This is a genomic window from Vibrio sp. NH-UV-68 (assembly GCF_042940635.1).
GTDB lineage: Bacteria > Pseudomonadota > Gammaproteobacteria > Enterobacterales > Vibrionaceae > Vibrio > Vibrio pacinii.
This window is the reverse complement of sequence record NZ_CP134975.1, coordinates 1,376,709-1,395,338: the sequence shown is the minus strand read 5'-3', so window position 1 is coordinate 1,395,338 and position 18,630 is coordinate 1,376,709. Positions and strand designations below refer to the sequence as shown.

General features: G+C 44.4%; 15 protein-coding genes. 7 read left to right on the top strand and 8 right to left on the bottom strand.

The window, feature by feature from the left end; translation table 11 throughout:
• Window positions 1-187: 187 nt before the first annotated feature.
• The 4 genes from ViNHUV68_RS06465 to ViNHUV68_RS06450 all read right to left on the bottom strand — a co-directional run bounded on the left by ViNHUV68_RS06465 (window position 188) and on the right by ViNHUV68_RS06450 (window position 4,203).
• Window positions 188-841 (bottom strand): hypothetical protein, encoded by a 654-nt coding sequence (locus ViNHUV68_RS06465; protein WP_391090280.1) that lies wholly within the window; start codon window positions 839-841, stop codon window positions 188-190.
• 144 nt (window positions 842-985) lie between these two features.
• Entirely contained in the window at window positions 986-2,983 is a 1,998-nt protein-coding gene (gene prc / locus ViNHUV68_RS06460; protein ID WP_391090021.1) for a carboxy terminal-processing peptidase, read from the bottom strand.
• 17 nt (window positions 2,984-3,000) lie between these two features.
• The gene (gene proQ / locus ViNHUV68_RS06455) at window positions 3,001-3,630 is read right to left on the bottom strand and encodes an RNA chaperone ProQ (RefSeq protein WP_391090019.1); all 630 of its coding nucleotides are present in this window, start codon (window positions 3,628-3,630) and stop codon (window positions 3,001-3,003) included.
• 99 nt (window positions 3,631-3,729) lie between these two features.
• Window positions 3,730-4,203, bottom strand: coding sequence for a GAF domain-containing protein (locus ViNHUV68_RS06450; protein ID WP_391090017.1), 474 nt, complete (start codon window positions 4,201-4,203; stop codon window positions 3,730-3,732).
• A gap of 85 nt (window positions 4,204-4,288) precedes the next feature.
• On the opposite strand from ViNHUV68_RS06450, the gene ViNHUV68_RS06445 reads away from it, so the two are divergent.
• From ViNHUV68_RS06445 to rsmF, 4 genes are all read left to right on the top strand, one after another.
• On the top strand, window positions 4,289-6,085 hold the full coding sequence (locus tag ViNHUV68_RS06445) for an ATP-binding cassette domain-containing protein (protein ID WP_391090015.1): 1,797 nt from the start codon (window positions 4,289-4,291) through the stop codon (window positions 6,083-6,085).
• A 33-nt stretch (window positions 6,086-6,118) separates the two neighbouring features.
• The gene (locus tag ViNHUV68_RS06440) at window positions 6,119-7,378 is read left to right on the top strand and encodes a PqiA/YebS family transporter subunit (protein ID WP_391090013.1); all 1,260 of its coding nucleotides are present in this window, start codon (window positions 6,119-6,121) and stop codon (window positions 7,376-7,378) included.
• Entirely contained in the window at window positions 7,371-10,004 is a 2,634-nt protein-coding gene (locus ViNHUV68_RS06435) for a PqiB family protein (RefSeq protein WP_038174777.1), read from the top strand. The genes ViNHUV68_RS06440 and ViNHUV68_RS06435 overlap by 8 nt, the downstream gene beginning before the upstream one ends.
• Before the next feature lie 107 nt (window positions 10,005-10,111).
• Entirely contained in the window at window positions 10,112-11,536 is a 1,425-nt protein-coding gene (gene rsmF, locus ViNHUV68_RS06430; RefSeq protein ID WP_391090011.1) for a 16S rRNA (cytosine(1407)-C(5))-methyltransferase RsmF, read from the top strand.
• Window positions 11,537-11,715: 179 nt separating this feature from the next.
• On the opposite strand, the gene ViNHUV68_RS06425 is transcribed toward rsmF, so the two are convergent.
• Window positions 11,716-12,549: a S1 RNA-binding domain-containing protein gene (locus tag ViNHUV68_RS06425; protein WP_038174781.1), complete on the bottom strand. Its 834-nt coding sequence runs from the start codon at window positions 12,547-12,549 to the stop codon at window positions 11,716-11,718.
• A 91-nt stretch (window positions 12,550-12,640) separates the two neighbouring features.
• Here ViNHUV68_RS06425 and ViNHUV68_RS06420 point away from each other — a divergent pair, with 91 nt between their 5' ends.
• On the top strand, window positions 12,641-14,032 hold the full coding sequence (locus tag ViNHUV68_RS06420) for a hypothetical protein (RefSeq protein WP_038174782.1): 1,392 nt from the start codon (window positions 12,641-12,643) through the stop codon (window positions 14,030-14,032).
• Here ViNHUV68_RS06420 and ViNHUV68_RS06415 read toward each other — a convergent pair.
• Window positions 13,995-14,474, bottom strand: a complete 480-nt coding sequence (locus ViNHUV68_RS06415; protein WP_038174784.1) for a DUF4442 domain-containing protein — start codon at window positions 14,472-14,474, stop codon at window positions 13,995-13,997. The genes ViNHUV68_RS06420 and ViNHUV68_RS06415 overlap by 38 nt on opposite strands.
• 109 nt (window positions 14,475-14,583) lie before the next feature.
• Window positions 14,584-15,471, bottom strand: coding sequence for a putative PEP-binding protein (locus tag ViNHUV68_RS06410; RefSeq protein ID WP_391090008.1), 888 nt, complete (start codon window positions 15,469-15,471; stop codon window positions 14,584-14,586).
• 213 nt (window positions 15,472-15,684) lie between these two features.
• Here ViNHUV68_RS06410 and ViNHUV68_RS06405 point away from each other — a divergent pair, with 213 nt between their 5' ends.
• On the top strand, window positions 15,685-16,737 hold the full coding sequence (locus tag ViNHUV68_RS06405) for a 3-deoxy-7-phosphoheptulonate synthase (protein ID WP_391090007.1): 1,053 nt from the start codon (window positions 15,685-15,687) through the stop codon (window positions 16,735-16,737).
• 15 nt (window positions 16,738-16,752) lie between these two features.
• A complete protein-coding gene (locus ViNHUV68_RS06400; protein WP_038174787.1) occupies window positions 16,753-17,238 on the top strand; it encodes a YajQ family cyclic di-GMP-binding protein in 486 nt (161 codons plus the stop codon).
• A gap of 56 nt (window positions 17,239-17,294) precedes the next feature.
• Here the strand turns inward: ViNHUV68_RS06400 and ViNHUV68_RS06395 are convergent, their stop codons facing one another.
• Complete coding sequence (locus ViNHUV68_RS06395) at window positions 17,295-18,230, bottom strand: NAD(P)-dependent oxidoreductase (RefSeq protein ID WP_391090005.1); 936 nt, start codon at window positions 18,228-18,230, stop codon at window positions 17,295-17,297.
• Window positions 18,231-18,630: the final 400 nt, after the last annotated feature.

The following is an 18,630-nucleotide window of genomic DNA, read 5'->3' as shown; positions in this document are numbered from 1 at the left end:
AAGCGCACTGCTTGTGCAGTTTGAACTCGCGTCGTAAAGACGTCGAACTATTGCGTATTAGCTTACCTGTCTCGATACAAAAAAACGAGGTTCCGCTAAGAAATACCTCGTTTTTTGTCTACAGCTGGTGTCGAATTCAAACAATTTGTCTAGATTATCGTCAAAGTTCACGCTAATTGGTTATGACTTATCGTATACGGTTCAATACCGCATAGAGCGCGCCTTCCTCCATTTCTAACGTCAAGATATCTCGATTAAGAGTGTACTTAGTTTCGTGCTCACCATTTTCGTATAACAACACCAAATGTTCACCTTCGGTATAGTACACACCACGATGAACAGCCTCATCGCCCTCATCATTACTGACTCGAAACATGAAGACAAAATCAGGCTGTAGGATCAAATCGAGCCGATTAACATCATTTGAGTCGATATCATCGCCGGCCAATTGAGCACTGGACCACATTCCTGCGAGTGCATTAGATAACGCTTTGGTGAAGGTGACACCGTTGAGATTAAGTAGATTATGATTGGCAGAATATTGATAGACCTGTGGCTCATCACTATTGAGACCAAGAATAATAGTATCGTCATTGGCCGTATACAAACCTTCCCAATGATCGACGGAATAATCATGCTTTTGTATATCGATTTTAAAAGTGTAGTTGGAGTCAAGTGAGAGTTTAATCGCTAAAAACTTCTCTTGCGATTGTTCTGGCTGTGTATTGACCAAATACCAATCACCAAGTAAGAATGGCTGATCAAATTGGGTTAAATCGCTATTGTCGCGCGCCTGTTCCGCAAACACACCACTGGTGAACAAAAGTAAAAATAAGGCCATCAATCTCATAGCGCGCTCCATACTCTTTTTCTTAAGCTTAGGCGCCATGCCGATAACACGCTAAAAAAATTGATCTAAATCACATTAATTATTGGCAAAAAAAAAGCGGACTCATTGAGCCCGCTTGATAACTGCATGATGTTACTAGGATTTCAGCATATCGACCATAATTGCAACCGATTCATCCAGATAAGCATCTGGTGCTTGATAATCTTTAGGAACATCATCAAGCGTTTTAAATAGAGCTTCGCCCATCGCTTTTTGACGCTGATTAATTCGCGCTAAGCGTTGAATATCCGCCTGCTCACTTTCAGCCTTGCGTGTCTTCTCATTCAAAGACAATGCATTGTCGTCTTTCTCTGCTTTGTATTTAGCAATATCTTCAGCAATAAAACCAAATTCGAGATCTTGAGCAATACGGGCTTGGTGAGCCGCTGTTAATTGTTCAACTTGAACAGGGTTACGTTGTAACACTTGATATTTAGCCGGTTCAATACTATCCCAAGGCAGCGCATTATCTTCGACACTTTCACCAGTCTCACTCGGCTCAACTGCGGTTGGGAAGGCAATATCGGGTGCCACACCACGATTTTGCGTACTACCACCATCGATACGATAGAACTTTTGGATTGTGTACTGCACGTAGCCAAGTTCTTTATCAAATAAATCATAGATATGATTAAGTGAACGGTGCTGCTGCACTGTCCCCTTACCGAATGAGTTTTCACCAACAATCAATGCACGACCATAATCTTGCATTGCCGCAGCAAAGATCTCAGAGGCCGAGGCACTGTAACGGTTAACCAGCACGGTCATTGGCCCGTCGTAACTGATTTCACCATCAGTATCACTATTGACATTAACACGACCATAGCTATCACGCACTTGAACAACAGGGCCACTGGTAATGAACAAGCCCGAAAGCGCTGTGGCTTCAGTTAAAGCACCACCGCCATTATTACGTAGATCAACAATAATACCGTCAACGCCTTGCTCTTTTAGCTCAGAGATAAGCTTGTCAGTATCTTTTGCAAGTCCTACATAAAAGCTTGGAACTTCAAGTACACCGATTTTTTTGCCATCTTTTTCGATAACTTCTGATTTCACCGCCCGATCTTCCAAACGGATCTTATCGCGAACAATGGTGATCACTTCGGGTTTGGCGTCTTTACTTTCTGGCAAAATCTGCAGATAAACTTTGGTGCCTTTTGGACCTTTGATTAGCTGTACCACATCATCAAGACGCCAGCCAATCACATCTACAATAGCTTCACCATCTTGCCCAACACCAATAATGCGGTCACCTTCAGCCAATTGCTTACTGCTTGAAGCCGGGCCACCAGCAACAAGTGAACGGATGACAGTGTAATCGTCGGTCATTTGTAGCACCGCACCAATCCCTTCGAGCGACAAATTCATCTCGGTTTGGAATTGGTCGGCGCTGCGAGGTGAAAGGTAACTGGTGTGGGGATCCACTTCCCGCGCAAACGCGTTCATGTAAAGTTGGAAAACATCTTCACTATGAGTTTGGCTAAGACGCTTAAGCGCGTTGTTATAACGCTTACCGAGCATCTCTTTTATCTCATCCCACTCTTTACCCGTCAGTTTAAGATTGAGCGCATCGTATTTAACTCGCTTACGCCACAGTTCATCTAACTCAGCGGTATCTTTTGGCCAAGCCGCTTCACTTCGATCTAACTCAATGAACTCATCTGTGTCGAAGGTCATCTCTTTGTCGAGAAGTCGAAGGGCATATTGGAAGCGCTCATAACGACGTTTCATCGAAAGATTATACACATCAAACGCAATCTGATTGTCACCGGATTTCAACTGGTCATCAATCAATGTAGACCATTTATTTAATGTGGCGATGTCTGCTTGAGTAAAAATATTACGATTGTAATCAAGCATTTCGATATAACGTTCGAAAATAGCTTGAGAGAACTGGTCGTTAAGTGAGAAGTGTTTGTAGTGGGATCGAGTAAAGCGCGATGTGACACGTTTGCTTGCGGTCTCATGCTGAGCTTCTGAAGAGAGAACGGGTAAGTCCTCTAAGCTGATGTTTGCCTCTAACGCGTTAGCGGTAGACGCTGCTAGCCAGAGGCTAGCAGCAATCAGCGACAATTTTGAACGGCATTTCATGCGTAGGAGTATCTCCTTTAAGCGCGCAAGTGCTCCGCTTTCACAACCATTTGTAGGCCGTTAGACAGTTGAACACGCACATCTTCCTTATTGATTTCAACGATAGTCGCAGCCATATTTCCTTTGCCCATATTAACGTTTACTTGATTGCCGACTGTCATATCGTCAGCAGTCAGAGCACGAGTCTCTACTGGCTTATTGGCTTTTTGTACTTTGTTTTGTTGCGGGCGACGGCCTTGAGGCTTGTTCGCCGCTGGCTTAGCTTTCGCTTTGCCTTCTTCACGGGCTTTTTGTGCTTGCTCTTTACGACGAGCTTGTACTTTCGCTTTGCTCTCAGCTAGTGCTGCTTTCGCATGTTCAACATGCTCTTCGTCAAGCTCACCTGCTGGGTTGCCGTCTAAATCTACACGAACTGCACCAGGCTTAACTCCGTGAAGGTAGCGCCATGATGAAGTGTACTGTCTTAACGCTGCACGAAGTTGAGTTTTGCTAACTTTCGGGTCGTCAGATAGACGCTCCGCAAGATCTTGAAAAATACCAATTTTAAGTGGTTTTGCTTCACCTTCTAAAGTAAAGCACTTAGGGAAACATTCAGCAACGTACGCGATAACTTCTTTGCTGTTTTTTAACTTTTCAGTGTTTTCCATGAGGATTCCTGGTTATTGCGGCTTGTCCGCGAGCATTTAGTACAAATATTTGAGGTATTATAGTGACCTGCAAGCGAAAAACCACACTCAATAATCAATTTATGCCTTGATAGCGTGTGAATTAAGCAGCTTTTCTACTTCACCCATCAAAAATATCAGCCCTTGCTGATCAATTTCATTAAATCGACCCACATTTGGACTATCAATATCGAGTACGCCCACCACTTGACCATTAATAGAGAACGGAATCACGATCTCGGCGTTGCTTTCCGCGTCACAGGCAATGTGCCCATCAAACTGATGTACATCTTCAACTCTTTGCACGGTATTGGTCGCCGCAGCGGTACCACAAACACCGCGACCAAGTGGAATTCTCACACACGCGGGTTTGCCTTGAAACGGTCCTAAAACTAGCTCATCCCCTTGCATTAAGTAAAAACCTACCCAGTTGAGTTGTTCAAGTTCCATATTCAATACAGAACTTATATTGGCTAAATTCGCAATAAGATCAGGTTCAGACTCAATTAACGCGATGACTTGCTTGGTTAAGCGTTGATAATGTTCTATTTTCATACTACTTCCATTTGAAACTGGAGACTTCTATCATGAATCTACGTACAATACGTACAAAGAATAAATAGTAAGCATTCTCATTATAATGACTGACAATCCCAACACTATTAGCCGTTCTTGGTTGATAACTCAAGTAAAAAAGCATAAATCTAAGCTGATCTTTGCCAATATAATCGCTTTGATTGCAACCTTGATCAGCGTGCCAATCCCGCTATTAATGCCTTTGATGGTTGATGAGGTACTTCTCAATCAACCAGGACAAGGGCTTGCAGCAATGAACCGCCTTTTGCCTGACTCAATGCAAACACCGACTGGTTATATTTTTTTAACGTTGATGTTGGTTGTCTTAATGCGCAGTGTAAGCCAAGCACTCAACATTTTGCAAAGTCGTCAATTTACTCTTGTCTCCAAAACCATCACTTATCAGATGCGCAGTCAAATGATTGATAAGTTGGGGCGAATCAGTATCCGTCAGTATGAAACGCGCGGCAGTGGTGGCGTGAACGCCCATCTGGTTACCGATATTGAAACGATCGACCAGTTTATTGGCTCGACGTTAAGTAAATTCTTGATAAGTTTGCTCACCGTTTTGGGCACTGCTGGAGTGCTATTGTGGCTTGACTGGCGCTTGGGTTTATTTATTTTATTGGTTAACCCCATCGTCATTTACTTTTCTCGAAAACTTGGCAGTAAAGTAAAACATCTTAAAAAGCGTGAAAATCAATCTTTTGAACAGTTCCAAAATCGTTTGGTTGAAACCTTAGATGGCATCTATCAACTTCGCGCTGCCAACCGTGAACGAGAGTTTCTTCGTGAACTGAAGCAGCAAGCCAATCAAATACGAATTGATGCAGATAAATACGCCTGGCAATCAGAAGCGGCTGGACGCATCTCCTTCTTACTGTTTTTACTCGGCTTTGAACTGTTTCGCGCGGTCGCAATGTTAATGGTGCTGTTTAGCGACCTCACCATCGGTCAAATATTCGCCGTGTTCGGTTATCTGTGGTTTATGCTCTCTCCGGTTCAAGAGTTACTGGGGGTTCAATTCTCTTGGTATAGCGCTAAAGCCGCTTTAAAACGGATCAATGCCCTACTTGACTTAGAAGAGGAAGCTCGACCTGTCAGTAAGGTTAATCCGTTTAATGATGATCGCGAAGTCGAAGTCGTGGTTGATAAGGTCAATTTCTCGTATAACGCCGAAGCGCACGTACTACGTGATCTCTCTCTAACTATCCCAGCAGGAAAAAAAGTGGCTCTGGTTGGTGCTAGTGGTGGGGGGAAATCAACCTTGATTCAACTGCTTATTGGTGTGTATCAAGCGGATTCCGGTACTATCCGCTTTAATGGTGAGAAATGCGAAGATATCAGTTTTGAGATTATTCGTGAGCAAATAGCTGTGGTATTACAACAGCCTATACTCTTTAATGATACTTTAAGGCATAATCTGACCTTGGGCGCTGAGTTTGATGACTTACAACTGTGGCGTGCACTCGAAATTGCCCAAATGCAAGACGTCATCAAACAACTCAGCGACGGCTTAGAGACACAAATTGGCCGCAGTGGCATTCGTTTATCTGGTGGACAACGACAACGTTTAGCGATTGCTCGAATGATATTGAGTAACCCAAAATTTGTTATTCTTGACGAAGCAACTTCCGCACTTGATACCGCAACAGAAGCGGCATTACACAAAGCGTTGACAGACTTCTTACAAGGACGAACCACGTTAATAGTCGCCCATCGACTGTCAGCGGTGAAACAAGCCGATCTGATTTATGTACTTGAAGATGGTCAAGTCACACAAACAGGTACGCATGGAGAGTTGGTTGAACAACAAGGCTTATATCAAACCTTATATGGCAGTGTGCAATCACACCATTAGTCATATTTTTTCAACAAGTAATGGAGAGTTGCAATGAGCAACTCTTCTGCTTCACACGCCCATCCATCGAGGCTCACATCGGTGCGACTTTGTCACGGTTGCGAACTTCCGGTTGATTTAGTCTCCGTAGAGCGCGGAAAAAGTGCTTTCTGTCCTCGATGCAATACCTTGCTCTATCGGGGTGGAACACCGTCACTCTCGGGTAATTTGGCATTGGCGATTACCTGTTTAGTATTATTTATCCCTTCGCACTTTTTCGACTTTATCAGTATTCGTCTTTTTGGCGTGATGATACCGGCCACCCTTCCATCCGGGATATTTACTCTGGTCGATGAAGGGTTTGTACTCTTAGCCACGTTGATTTTTTTCTGCAGTTCAATTGCGCCATTGCTGCTTTGCAGTGCGGTTGTCGCCGCCCACTTTGCACTAAGCACTCATTCATTTCGCATCCTGAAATTATCACTATTGCTAATACAGCGATTAAAACCTTGGGTTATGATCGATGTCTTTTTAGTTAGCATTGCAATCTCGTGTTTTAAGCTGCAAGACTACTCTGACATTTTTGTTGGCCCCGGATTGATTGGTCTCGTTCTACTGCAACTGACAACAGTACTACTGCTGACACGTGTCAATGTTAGACGTTATTGGGAAGTTTTCGAGCCGGAAGACACTTATCCAATCAATGTTAAAACGCTACACTGTCACCATTGTCATCTGTCACAACCTGATGGTGAGCACTGCTTGCGCTGCCAAAACCCAATTCATCATAGAAAGCCACGTTCAATTCAAAAAACTTGGGCTTATTTGATTGCCGCCAGTATTGCTATTTTTCCAGCTAACTTGATCCCGATATCGATTCTGCTGACTAATGGCAAACGACTTGAAGACACGATTTTTTCAGGCGTGGCATCGCTAATCAACAGCGACATGACGGGGATCGCGATTATCATTTTTGTCGCCAGTATCGTTGTGCCTGTGGCGAAAATCCTAGGGTTGTCTTACCTGCTCCTCGCAATTCAATTCAAGCGTAAGATCTATCATAAACACCGCATGCTAATTTACTTTGTGGTCAAATGGATTGGTCGCTGGTCGATGATGGATCTTTTTGTTATTTCAATCATGATGACCTTAGTCGATCGCGGTCAAATACTCGACTTTACCCCCGGCTATGGTGCTGTCGCATTTGGTATTGTCGTAGTATTGACGATGCTCGCAGCCGAAAGCATGGACCCGAGACTAATTTGGGATAACTACCCTGATGCAATTAAAAAGAAAGAGCCTATAAATGAGTAACCCCTCTCCGACGCAAAACTCATACTCACCCAAAGTGAAACGCAATAAAGGTGTCTCACCATTGTGGCTGCTGCCAATTTTAACGATGGTGCTCGCTGGTTGGTTGGTCTTTAGCGCAATCCAAGACGCAGGGCAACGGGTACAGATTTACTTCTCCGATGCACAAGGTTTGATTGCTGGACGCACCACCATTCGCTACCAAGGGCTCGAAGTCGGTATGGTTAAAGACATAAACCTAGCCGAAGATCTGCAAAGTATTTATGTTGATGCTGATATTTACCCTGAAGCTACCAAGTTGCTGACCAAAGGCGCACGTTTCTGGATGGTTAAACCCACTGCCAGTCTTTCGGGTATTTCTGGATTAGATGCATTGGTGTCGGGCAACTATATTGCGATTTCTCCGGCGACTGCATCGTCTGAACCCGAAACAAAATTCACTGCACTCGAACGCGCCCCTTCTGATCTGCTAAACAAAGAAGGCCTTAGTATTTCGCTTAAGTCACGCGATCTAGGAGGCATTTCCGTTGGCTCACAAATTGTCTATCGTAAAATCCCGGTAGGTGAAGTCTACAGCTATCAACTCGATGCTGATGACAAAAGCGTCATTATTAATGCGAGCATTGACGAAGAGTACCGCCACATCATCACGGATGATAGCCGTTTTTGGAATGTGAGTGGTATTGGTGCCAATATCGGCTTTGCTGGCGTCGACGTGCGTTTAGAGAGCTTGAGTGCTTTGATTGGCGGTTCAATTGCGGTCGACTCCCCTGACGGTGGTGAGCCAGTGGCCGAAAATACCCAATTCAAACTCTACCCCGACATCCAAACCGCGGGGCGAGGAATCGCGATAAAAATCACCTTACCGGACGATAATAACGTCAGCGCCGCTGGAGCACCTATTGTTTATCGTGGTATAGAAATTGGCCAAATTACCGATCTCGAACTTAGCCAAGGCCGTGAACGTATTCTTGCCTCTGCTGCGATTCAGCCCGCTTTCAGTGACATGCTAACCACAGGCAGTCAGTTTATCTTGCAAGAGGCTAAAGTCTCTCTGTCTGGTATTGAGAACCTAAGTAATCTTTTCAAAGGCAATTACCTGACCATTGCTCCCGGTGACGGCGACCGCTCACGCCACTTCACCGCGGTCAGGCAAGATGAGTATAAACGCGAACAAGCGCAAACCGTGGCACTACGTTTAACTGCAGATAACTCTTACGGTCTCGAGAAAGGGGCGAGTATTTTATATCGTGGTATTAGTGTGGGATCGATAACTGCGGTTGCACTTGTCAAAGATAGCGTACAATTTGATGCGCTAGTTGATAGTGATTATGCCCACTTAATTAAGTCGCTCAACCGTTTCTATGTAACGGGAAGTGCCAGTGCAGAATTGACAGAGTCGGGACTCAACATCAATGTCCCACCCGCGAAGCAACTGTTAACTGGATCGATCAGTTTTGTCAGTGAAGGTCAAAGTAAACCGCGCGTCACCTATCAACTTTACCCAAGTAAGTCTCTCGCCGAACTGGCCAAATACAATATGTCGGGGTCGACTAAACTTACCCTGTTTTCCTCAGAGCTTCCGCCGATCAGTAAAGGCAGCCCACTGTTATATCGCAACTTACAAGTTGGAAGTATTGCGGACTTCTACCTCGTTGATGGCGGTGTCATTATCATGGCGAGCATTGAAAATCAGTATAGTCATCTTGTAACTGAACAGACGGTATTTTGGAATCGTTCCGGTGTAGAGATTGATGCCAGTCTTGCCGGTGTAAATATTAAGGCCGCCCCGCTGACCTCCTTAATTAAAGGCGGAATCGCGTTTGATTCGCTGCCAGGTGTCGACAACAAGCAAAACGAAAAGTGGTTACTGTATAAAGACTTTAAAACCGCACGCAAATTTGGCCAGGTGATCACCCTCTACTTTGATGGAGAGAACTCGCTCTCCGAAGGCGCGGACATTCTTTATAACGGTGTCAAAGTAGGCGAAGTCACGCTGGTTATCCCTGACTTTAAGCGCAGTCGTATTGAGGTCAAAGCGCGTATACTGCCAGAATATACACAACAGATTGCGGTAGAGGGTTCTTTCTTCTGGCTTCCTCAAGCCGAAGTAGGCTTAAGCGGCGTTAAGAATGTACGACATTTGCTTTCTCAAGCAATCAACGTGATCCCAGGTCATGGCCAAGCGCGTCAAAGCTTCGTCTTAAATGAGAGCCCAAAGGTTGCCCATGGTGTTCAATTCACGTTGCAAAGTGAATCGCGCGGCTCTATTACACAAAATACCCCAGTGTTATATCGCGAAATGGAAGTCGGACAAGTCACTCATGTTGAGCTTGGTGAGTTTGCTGACCGCATCGTTTCAACCATAATGATTAAGCCAGAATACGCCTATTTAGTTCGACGTAATACGGTGTTTTGGAATACATCTGGTGTCGATATTTCTATTGGCCTTTCAGGTGCCAATATCAAAGCAGGCACGCTCGGTAGTATTGTACGTGGCGGCATCACGTTTGCGACACCAGAACAGAAACAGCTCGAAGCGATTGCCCCGCCAGGTATGTCTTTCTATCTTAATGAGCAAGCAGAAGAGAGTTGGAAACAATGGCGAACCGCCATACCGAAACCTTAAGCAAGTGAAAAACGCAGCAAAAAAGCTGCGTTTTTTTGTTTGACCATAGTATTTCTTGTTGAACCTTAGCTATAATCGCCACCTTTCACGCTAGCAGAGACACCGCCGTGCATCATAACGTTTTTCTACCCGAAGCCTTTCTGAAAGAGATGGCAGAGATCCTCCCAAAGCATCTTAGTATGGATGACTTTATCGCCGCCTGTCAGCGCCCTTTGCGTAAGAGTATTCGAGTTAATACTCTAAAAATATCGGTCGAAACGTTTATGCAGCGTGCCCAAGATAAAGGCTGGAAACTAGAAGCTGTTCCTTGGTGTAAAGAAGGTTTCTGGATTGAGGCAGATGAATCACAAGTTCCGCTTGGTAATACCTCAGAGCATATGTCAGGGCTATTTTATATCCAGGAAGCCAGCTCGATGATGCCAGTGTCGGCTCTGTTTACCGATGAAGATCGAGTCGCTGCAAGCGTGCTTGATATGGCGGCTGCCCCTGGTTCAAAAACCACCCAGATTGCAGCAAAAATGGCCAACAACGGCGTATTGGTTGCGAACGAATTTTCCGCCAGTCGCGTCAAAGTACTTCATGCTAATGTTGAGCGCTGTGGCGTACGCAATACGGCGTTGAGTAATTTTGATGGGCGCGTCTTCGGCGGATGGCTACCAGAGCAGTTTGACGCAGTACTAATAGACGCCCCCTGCTCTGGCGAAGGTACAGTCCGTAAAGATGCCGATGCGATGAAAAACTGGGATAAAGCATCCGTTATTGACATCGCCGAAACGCAAAAAGACTTGATTGAAAGTGCATTCCACGCCTTAAAACCGGGTGGTATTATGGTTTACTCAACCTGCACCCTAAGCATCGAAGAGAATCAACAAGTTTGCCATCATCTCAAACAGACATTTGCCGATCAGGTTGAGTTTGAAAGTTTAGCTGACTTATTCCCAGCCGCAAAAGAGGCGCTTACTGAAGAAGGATTTCTTCATATTTTCCCTCAAGTGTATGACTGTGAGGGTTTCTTCGTTGCTCGCATTCGAAAAACAGCGTCCGTTGACGCACCGAAAGTTAAAAAGCGACTGGGTAAATTTCCGTTTGAAAAAGCGAGTGCCAAAATTCAGCAAGAGATCACTGAGCAACTAAAACGCACTCTTGATATTGACCTACCAGAACAAGCCTGTGTTTGGCTACGCGATAAAGATGTGTGGTTATTCCCATCCGCTTTAGAGCCTATGCTTGGTGAACTGCGTTTCTCACGGATGGGCATCAAAATCGCTGAAACACACAAAAAAGGTTACCGCTGGCAGCACCAAGTCGCAACGGCATTAGCGAGCGGCAAAGAACAAATGTGCGTAGCACTTTGTGTCGAAGATGCACGTGAATGGTATATGGGACGAGATGTCCGACCTGAGGGAATATCAGGACAAGGTGAAGTACTAGTCACCTACGATAACGATGTGATTGGATTGGGAAAATGGGTTGGCAATCGAATTAAAAATGGTTTACCGCGAGAGCTCGTGCGCGATAAAAACCTATTTTAATCGGTCATGCTAAGGCATGAATTACACGTCGAAGCGCGCATAACCAGTAGAATGAACTACAATTAAGCATGTAAACAGGCAAGAGTAATTAAATGATTAGCGCAGGCTCTCACTGAGCCCTTCCCCTAGGCCCAAAGCAGGATCAGCAATGGGCCTTTTTTTTCAGTCATTCATTTTAATTAGCTTAAACGAATGCCCTCTTTTTCAATTACAATTTTACCTTGCTTGTACAAACCGCCAATGGTTTTCTTAAACGTGCCCTTACTGGTACGAAAAGCAGCAAAAATTTCTTCAGGGCTCGACTTGTCATTGAGTGGTAAGAACCCACCTTTTTTCTCAAGTAAATCGAGAACTTTTTGGCTCAGATCATCCATCTTACTCACGCCAATCTTTTGCAAAGAGAGATCGATTTTGCCATCTTCGCGCACGCTCTTGATGTAACCCTTGAGTTTTTTACCAACAAATAGCTTACCAAATACGTCCGAAGTAAATATCATTCCCCAATGTTGCCCTTCGACAATGGCTTTGTAGCCAAGATCACTGCGCTCCGCGATAATCAAGTCAACTTGTTGATTTTTTTCATAGTTAGCCGGCGTTTTATCAAGCAGCTTATTAAACTTGGTGGTGCCTACAATGCGACCAGAGGCTTTGTCGGTGTAAACATAAACCAGCACGTTTTGACCTTCAGAAAAACGCGCACGCTGCTCACTGAACGGGATCAAAAGATCTTTCTCTTTAATTCCCCAGTCAGCAAAAGCGCCCGTCGCGTTGACTCCTTGGATTTTCATTAAACCCCACTCGCCTACTTGTGCGATCGGGGTTTCAGTTGTGGCGACTAACTGACTGTCAGAATCAAAGTATAAAAAAGCATCGACATAACCGCCCACTTGAGTACCTTCAGGTACATGACGATTAGGCAGTAGTACGGTGCCATAATCGCCCGCATCAAGAAATACGCCAAAATCGGCTTTTTTTACAACTTCTAAGTGGTTAATCTGACCAACTTTAATCATTTCAACTGTCTCTCATTAAATTTGCGGTGATTATAGCGAATCTCTGATATGCTTGCGCAAGATATTTGGTACTTTTTTCAGGAGCACTTTTTTGTTAACTGTTGATAAGCAGGACGGCATTACTCTTAAAATTTCACATGCAATGGATGCCACCAAAAAGTCAGATCTCGACCTGTACTTTTTTATTCCTGGCGAGCTGGGTTTAACACCAGACGTGCTGAAAGAGAGTGAGTTTTACTACGAATCGATTACACAGCAACGTGCTTACTACAGTGACAAAACTCTACTTCCTCTGGTGCACAGTCGCCTAGCCAAACGTGGTCGTCTCTCTTCAACCCAATATCGAGTCAGCTTAAGCCTATTCGCATATCAATATGTAATTGCGTTAGATAAAGCCGTCAACGAATTAAACAAACACAACAAAGAGTCGGTCACCATCGATGAGGTAGACGAAGTTATCTACCTGTCACTCGATATTCTTAAAAAACTTCGCCGAAGTATACCATACGAAGAGAGCCTCAAGCGTTACTATGCCAATATCGACAATTATCTGTCTTGGTATACTGGTCAGCGCCTCATGTCGCTGGTGGCACATATGCCGCGCGACAGTGAGTACAAGAGTTTAAAAGAGAGCTTGCTCGCTATTGTTGAAAAAGAGGCCGCTCACCGTAAGCTTAATAACTACAACTCAAAACATGTTCGCGATGATGTTACACGCCTAAGCAACAAGATGCGTTTGCTGCGTCGCTTAATTGAACACCCTGTCGTTTTGCAAGAGAAAACACAATCACTCGGCAACAACATGAAACGTGCGGTGAAAGGCAGTGCGACAGGCTTCGTGATGGTTTTTGTTACCATTACGGCAATTTTGGCTCGTGACTACTGGGGTGAAATCACCGTATCTTTTATTGTGTTAATGTCGTTCGTTTACGCCTTGCGTGAGATATTTAAAGACGATTTACGCGATGTCATGTGGCGTTGGATTCGTAAAGGTCGGCCCAAATGGCGCAAGATGTACTTAGATCCCACCACCAAAAAGGCCGTAGGACAGAAGCTTGAATGGCTCGACTACAAAATGTTCGACAAATTGCCTGATCGTATCAAGCAAATTCGGAAAAAGCGCGTCGTGCAGCGCGAAGAACAAGTATTGCACTACAGCTCGAAAACCGAGATGTCGACCTCCAAGTTTATGAGTGGTTATGAAGAAACACGAGAGTCCATGTTGGTCAGTATGCGCGCGATAACCCGTTTAATGGATAAAAGCTCAAACAAGATCTATATCAATAATAATGGCCAAGTCAGCCGTGAATCAGTCGAAAAGCGCCACCTGGTCAACCTGATTGCACGCGAGAACAATTATGACGGCAACCCCAAATATTATCGCTGGAAGATCGTGCTAAACCGGAGCAAAATCGTTGCCGTCGAGGAGATTGAGGTCGAAGATGTTAATCACCCATTCTCTTCAGTGAAAGAGTCAACATAAATTCCGCCATCGGTTCATCGCCATGTAATGATGGGCAAGTAGCGGTTATTTTGACCGCTTGATTGACACGTTCGCCAGTCTTAAAAGTTTCGGCAAGCATTTCATCAATCAACGGTCCATCCTCACAAATAAAATGCACATCCGCTTCTGGCCGTTTTAAAAATTGCCCATCCACCGCTTTAAATGCCAAAGAGACTTTCTGACCGCACTGTTGCGCTTTATTCATCGCCATAAATCCGCCAGCAACATCCGCTCCAACTGCGAGTACACCAAAGTACATGCTATTGAGATGATTTTTAGTTCGGCGTTTGAGTGGAATTTTTACTTCAACTCGGTTTGAGTCTAGCTGTAACAATTTTGGCCTTGCTAACCAGATAAAAGGAACTTTGAAAAAACCAAACATGTTGAGGTAGAGATTTGCTTTAGTAAGTGGTGATAACATTGAACTTGTCCGACCAGTAAGATTCAATCTAGTTCATAACGAACAACGCCCAATGTCAACATATCATTAACATTGGGCGTGTAAAGAGTGATATGGTACCGAACAGGTGTTACACCGTCACAATAACATCTACCTGGCCGTGCTCAGCAAGATATTCTTGCAATTTCGGATAAGCGACTAGACCACTACTGGTTACAATCACTGGTTTATGCGTGTTTAATGCTGACGTCACCGCTTGTTCAATCAATTGCAACACCGCTTCGCTTTGTGGATCAAACAAGTAATCGAGAGGCTCGCTGAGTCTGTCGATCCCCAACGTAAATTGGGTTAAGTTTTCAAGATTGATGACCAAACCATCGAAATAATGCAGCAATCGTTCCGACAACAGAGCCGCCGAAGGAACATCAATACGATAAAAAACCTTAAGACCGTTAAGACCACGTGGCAACCCTTGTTCAGCAAGCAAATCAATGATCTTCGCCGCATCAGATAAGCTACGCACAAAAGGCACAACGATATCGATAATGTGCCCCTGCTCTTGAAGCGCTTTAATCACTTGACACTCAAGAGCGAATTGCTGGCCTAACGCTTGAGTCGCATAACGAGAGACGCCACGAACACCTAATGCTGGATTCGCTTCTTGTGCTTCGCATTGCCCCCCTAACAGTGAGCGAAAACTGTCACTATCAGCGCAACTTAAACTAACGCGAATCGCCTGATGACTTGGCTGAATTGCGTGTTTGATTTTGTCACTTAAGGTTTGAACAAAATGAGACTCCGCCTCACGATCACCTAAAATTGCATTGATTGATGCTTGTTCCCTCTCATTCAGAGTAGAGTCACCTAAGTGATGTAGGGGGTGGTAAAAAATATGCTCTAAGATCATCTCAGACAAAGAGACATATAGGTGACTATCACCACTTGGCTCTTCAGGGCTAGGAAGTGACTGACCCAAAGTGAGTGCTGGATGCAAACTGCTTGAACTGTTTAAACTCATTACTGCTCCGTGCAAAGGTTTTATTGTCTTCTATCCACTCAACATAACGCCCGACTTTAGGGAAAACAAGAGCCAAAAGCATTTTTAACCTACTAAAATGCATAAAATTTCACTTTTACACTCAAGCAAGAGCAAGAATCCAGATAAGTAGTTTATTCCTCGGTTGGTTTCCGTTATCTTTACCGCTTCGCAATAAAAAGAACAGGCTGTGGTATGCCACTGAAAACCGATGAATTAAGAACCCAACCTTTGGGGCCCATGCCAACTCCGGCAGAATTAGGTCAAGCTCATCCTATTACCGATGAAGTCGCTGAGCGTATCGCACAATCTCGTCGTCAAATTGAAAATATCCTAACCGGAGAAGATCAACGTCTTCTGGTGATTGTTGGGCCATGTTCAGTTCATGACACGGCCGCGGCCATCGACTACGCACAGCGTCTCGCCGCTGTCCAAGAGCAGTATAAAGATCAACTGTTCATCGTCATGCGAACATACTTTGAAAAGCCGCGCACGGTTGTAGGCTGGAAAGGATTAATTACGGATCCGAATCTTGACGGATCTTACGCACTCGAAGCTGGATTGAATAAAGCACGTAAACTACTTTTAGACATCAACAAGTTAGGTCTAGCAACGGCGACTGAGTTTTTAGATATGATCACAGGTCAGTACATCGCTGACTTGATTACTTGGGGTGCTATTGGAGCGCGCACAACTGAGTCACAGATTCACCGTGAGATGGCTTCTGCTCTTTCGTGTCCTGTTGGCTTTAAAAACGGCACTAATGGCAATATCAAAATCGCAATTGATGCCATTCGCGCGTCTCAAGCTTCGCATTATTTCTACTCGCCAGATAAAAATGGCCGCATGACGGTCTATCGCACCAGTGGCAACCCGTATGGCCATGTAATTTTACGTGGTGGCGAAAGCGGCCCTAACTTTGATGCTGCGTCTGTTGATGCTGCCTGCAAACAATTGGCTCAGTTTGGATTGCCGCAGCGTTTAGTCGTCGACTTCAGTCATGCTAACTGTCAGAAACAGCATCGTAAACAACTTGATGTGACAAAAGACATCTGCGAGCAAATTAAGTCAGGTAAGAATCAAGTCGCTGGTATTATGGCCGAAAGCTTTATTCTTGAGGGCAACCAACCTATGGATGATCTCGGCAACCTCACTTATGGCCTGTCTATCACCGATCCTTGCTTGGGTTGGGACGATACTGCCACTATGCTCGCAATGTTAGCGGATGCTGTGAAATCACGCGGTTAATATAAGGATACTAAGATGCCATCATTTGATATCGTTTCAGAAATCGATACTGTTGAACTGCGCAACGCTGTAGACAATGCCTCGCGAGAGCTTACTACACGTTTTGACTTTAGAGGCGTAGAAGCGTCATTCGAGATGCAGAAAGACGAATCGGTCAGAATGAACGCTGAGGGTGATTTTCAACTCAAACAGATGCGCGACATTTTACGCGCAAACTTAGCCAAACGTGGTGTTGATGCCAACGCGATGGAAGCCAAACAAGAAGAGGCGTCAGGGAAAAACTGGCACCAAATTGTGGCTTTCAAGCAAGGTATCGAAACCAGTATGTCGAAAAAGATCGTTAAGCTAATCAAAGACAAAAAGATGAAAGTTCAAGCCTCTATTCAAGGCGAGAAAGTGCGAGTCACTGGTAAAAAACGTGATGACTTGCAAGCGGTGATGACAGTGATCCGCGAAGCTGAGCTCGGTCAACCTTTCCAATTTGAAAACTTCCGCGATTAAGCCCTACTGATCGCTTAAATAAAAAAGGCTGATTCTTCAGCCTTTTTTATTACTGGTTAGGCACTGCCTAGTGTCAATACGCTATCACTCGCTTGAATAAAGGTCACTCGGCTTGCGGTCGGAGCAATAAAAACCACCACTCTTAATTGCTCAGATTTAGCGCTCTCAAGGGACTCAGAAAGCTGAGCTTCACTCGTGTATTCGATACGCTCGGCATCACGACGCACTAAATCCACAAAACCAAACGGACATGAGTGGTCATACAGCACTACTTCTGCTTGCTGCATTAATCTTAATGCCTTGAGAGTCAGTAATTCGACATCAACGCCGTACTCTATCCAAGTCACGCTCCCCTTATCATCTACATCCATTTCTAGTGCTTGTTGATAAGCCGTCTCAAGTTCGCTATTGGCCTGAGCTCTCTCGACGTCAACGAGCGCAAAAAAACGCTCCCAGAACTTTCTACGCTCATCTACAGAGGGGAGTTTTTGTTTAATGTCATTGCGTTTGGATGCGGCAAAATCCGCTTGAAGCCCGAGGTTCTGGGGCAAAATACTTTCTAACTTTTCACGTACATTGCGAATAAGTACTGGTGCGGCACCACCGCTAGAAATCGCGAGTTGGATGCGCCCACGATTTATAATAGAGGGGGTAATAAAGTCGCAGAACGGTTGATCATCAACAACATTAACCAATATCCGCTTGCGTTTGGCATCATGATGAACTTGATGATTTAAGCTCGGGTTATCCGTCGTCGCCCATACTTGCACATAATGAGGCTCGAGTAAGTCAGCCGAATAAAAGCCTTGTATCCACTGACAATGAGCATCGTTGATCAAACCCATTAAGTATGGCTCAACCTGAGGCGAGACAATCGTGACCGCCGCACCAGCTCGAATTAAGCTGTCAACTTTTCGGCAAGCGACTTCTCCGCCACCCACAACTAGGACGGGTTTATTCTTTAGATCTAGAAACAGTGGAAAATATTGCATTTCATTCCTTGAATTAAAAATAACGACTTTGCGCACGATACTACCAAAAATGGGGCATGACATTCATGTGATTTCGATCATAGCCATAATTAATCACCAAATTTCACATTATTTGCAGTCATATAAACCAGATCGTGACACCCATTCAACTTTCAAAATCTATAAGTATTGATAATTTTGTTACACCATCCTGTCGCACCAGAACTGTGAAGTGTTGCACTATTTACATTTAAGCAACATTTAGCCATTCTAGTGTCTGTCAGGAATTGTGAGTTCTCTCAAAAATCTTTTTAAATTATATATTTGAGAAATCACGAATCCTTTCCTACGCTTATAACTGGTTGATTTACTTAAGACTCGATAACGAGCAATAGCAACCTAATAATGAATGAAACACAAC

Bases quoted from the DNA above. Each gene is read 5' to 3' on its own strand.
- ViNHUV68_RS06465 (WP_391090280.1), bottom strand. From the start codon at position 841: ATGGCCTTATTTTTACTTTTGTTCACCAGTGGTGTGTTTGCGGAACAG.
- prc (WP_391090021.1), bottom strand. From the start codon at position 2,983: ATGAAATGCCGTTCAAAATTGTCGCTGATTGCTGCTAGCCTCTGGCTA.
- proQ (WP_391090019.1), bottom strand. From the start codon at position 3,630: ATGGAAAACACTGAAAAGTTAAAAAACAGCAAAGAAGTTATCGCGTAC.
- ViNHUV68_RS06450 (WP_391090017.1), bottom strand. From the start codon at position 4,203: ATGAAAATAGAACATTATCAACGCTTAACCAAGCAAGTCATCGCGTTA.
- ViNHUV68_RS06445 (WP_391090015.1), top strand. From the start codon at position 4,289: ATGACTGACAATCCCAACACTATTAGCCGTTCTTGGTTGATAACTCAA.
- ViNHUV68_RS06440 (WP_391090013.1), top strand. From the start codon at position 6,119: ATGAGCAACTCTTCTGCTTCACACGCCCATCCATCGAGGCTCACATCG.
- ViNHUV68_RS06435 (WP_038174777.1), top strand. From the start codon at position 7,371: ATGAGTAACCCCTCTCCGACGCAAAACTCATACTCACCCAAAGTGAAA.
- ViNHUV68_RS06425 (WP_038174781.1), bottom strand. From the start codon at position 12,549: ATGATTAAAGTTGGTCAGATTAACCACTTAGAAGTTGTAAAAAAAGCC.
- ViNHUV68_RS06415 (WP_038174784.1), bottom strand. From the start codon at position 14,474: ATGTTATCACCACTTACTAAAGCAAATCTCTACCTCAACATGTTTGGT.
- ViNHUV68_RS06410 (WP_391090008.1), bottom strand. From the start codon at position 15,471: ATGAGTTTAAACAGTTCAAGCAGTTTGCATCCAGCACTCACTTTGGGT.
- ViNHUV68_RS06405 (WP_391090007.1), top strand. From the start codon at position 15,685: ATGCCACTGAAAACCGATGAATTAAGAACCCAACCTTTGGGGCCCATG.
- ViNHUV68_RS06400 (WP_038174787.1), top strand. From the start codon at position 16,753: ATGCCATCATTTGATATCGTTTCAGAAATCGATACTGTTGAACTGCGC.
- ViNHUV68_RS06395 (WP_391090005.1), bottom strand. From the start codon at position 18,230: ATGCAATATTTTCCACTGTTTCTAGATCTAAAGAATAAACCCGTCCTA.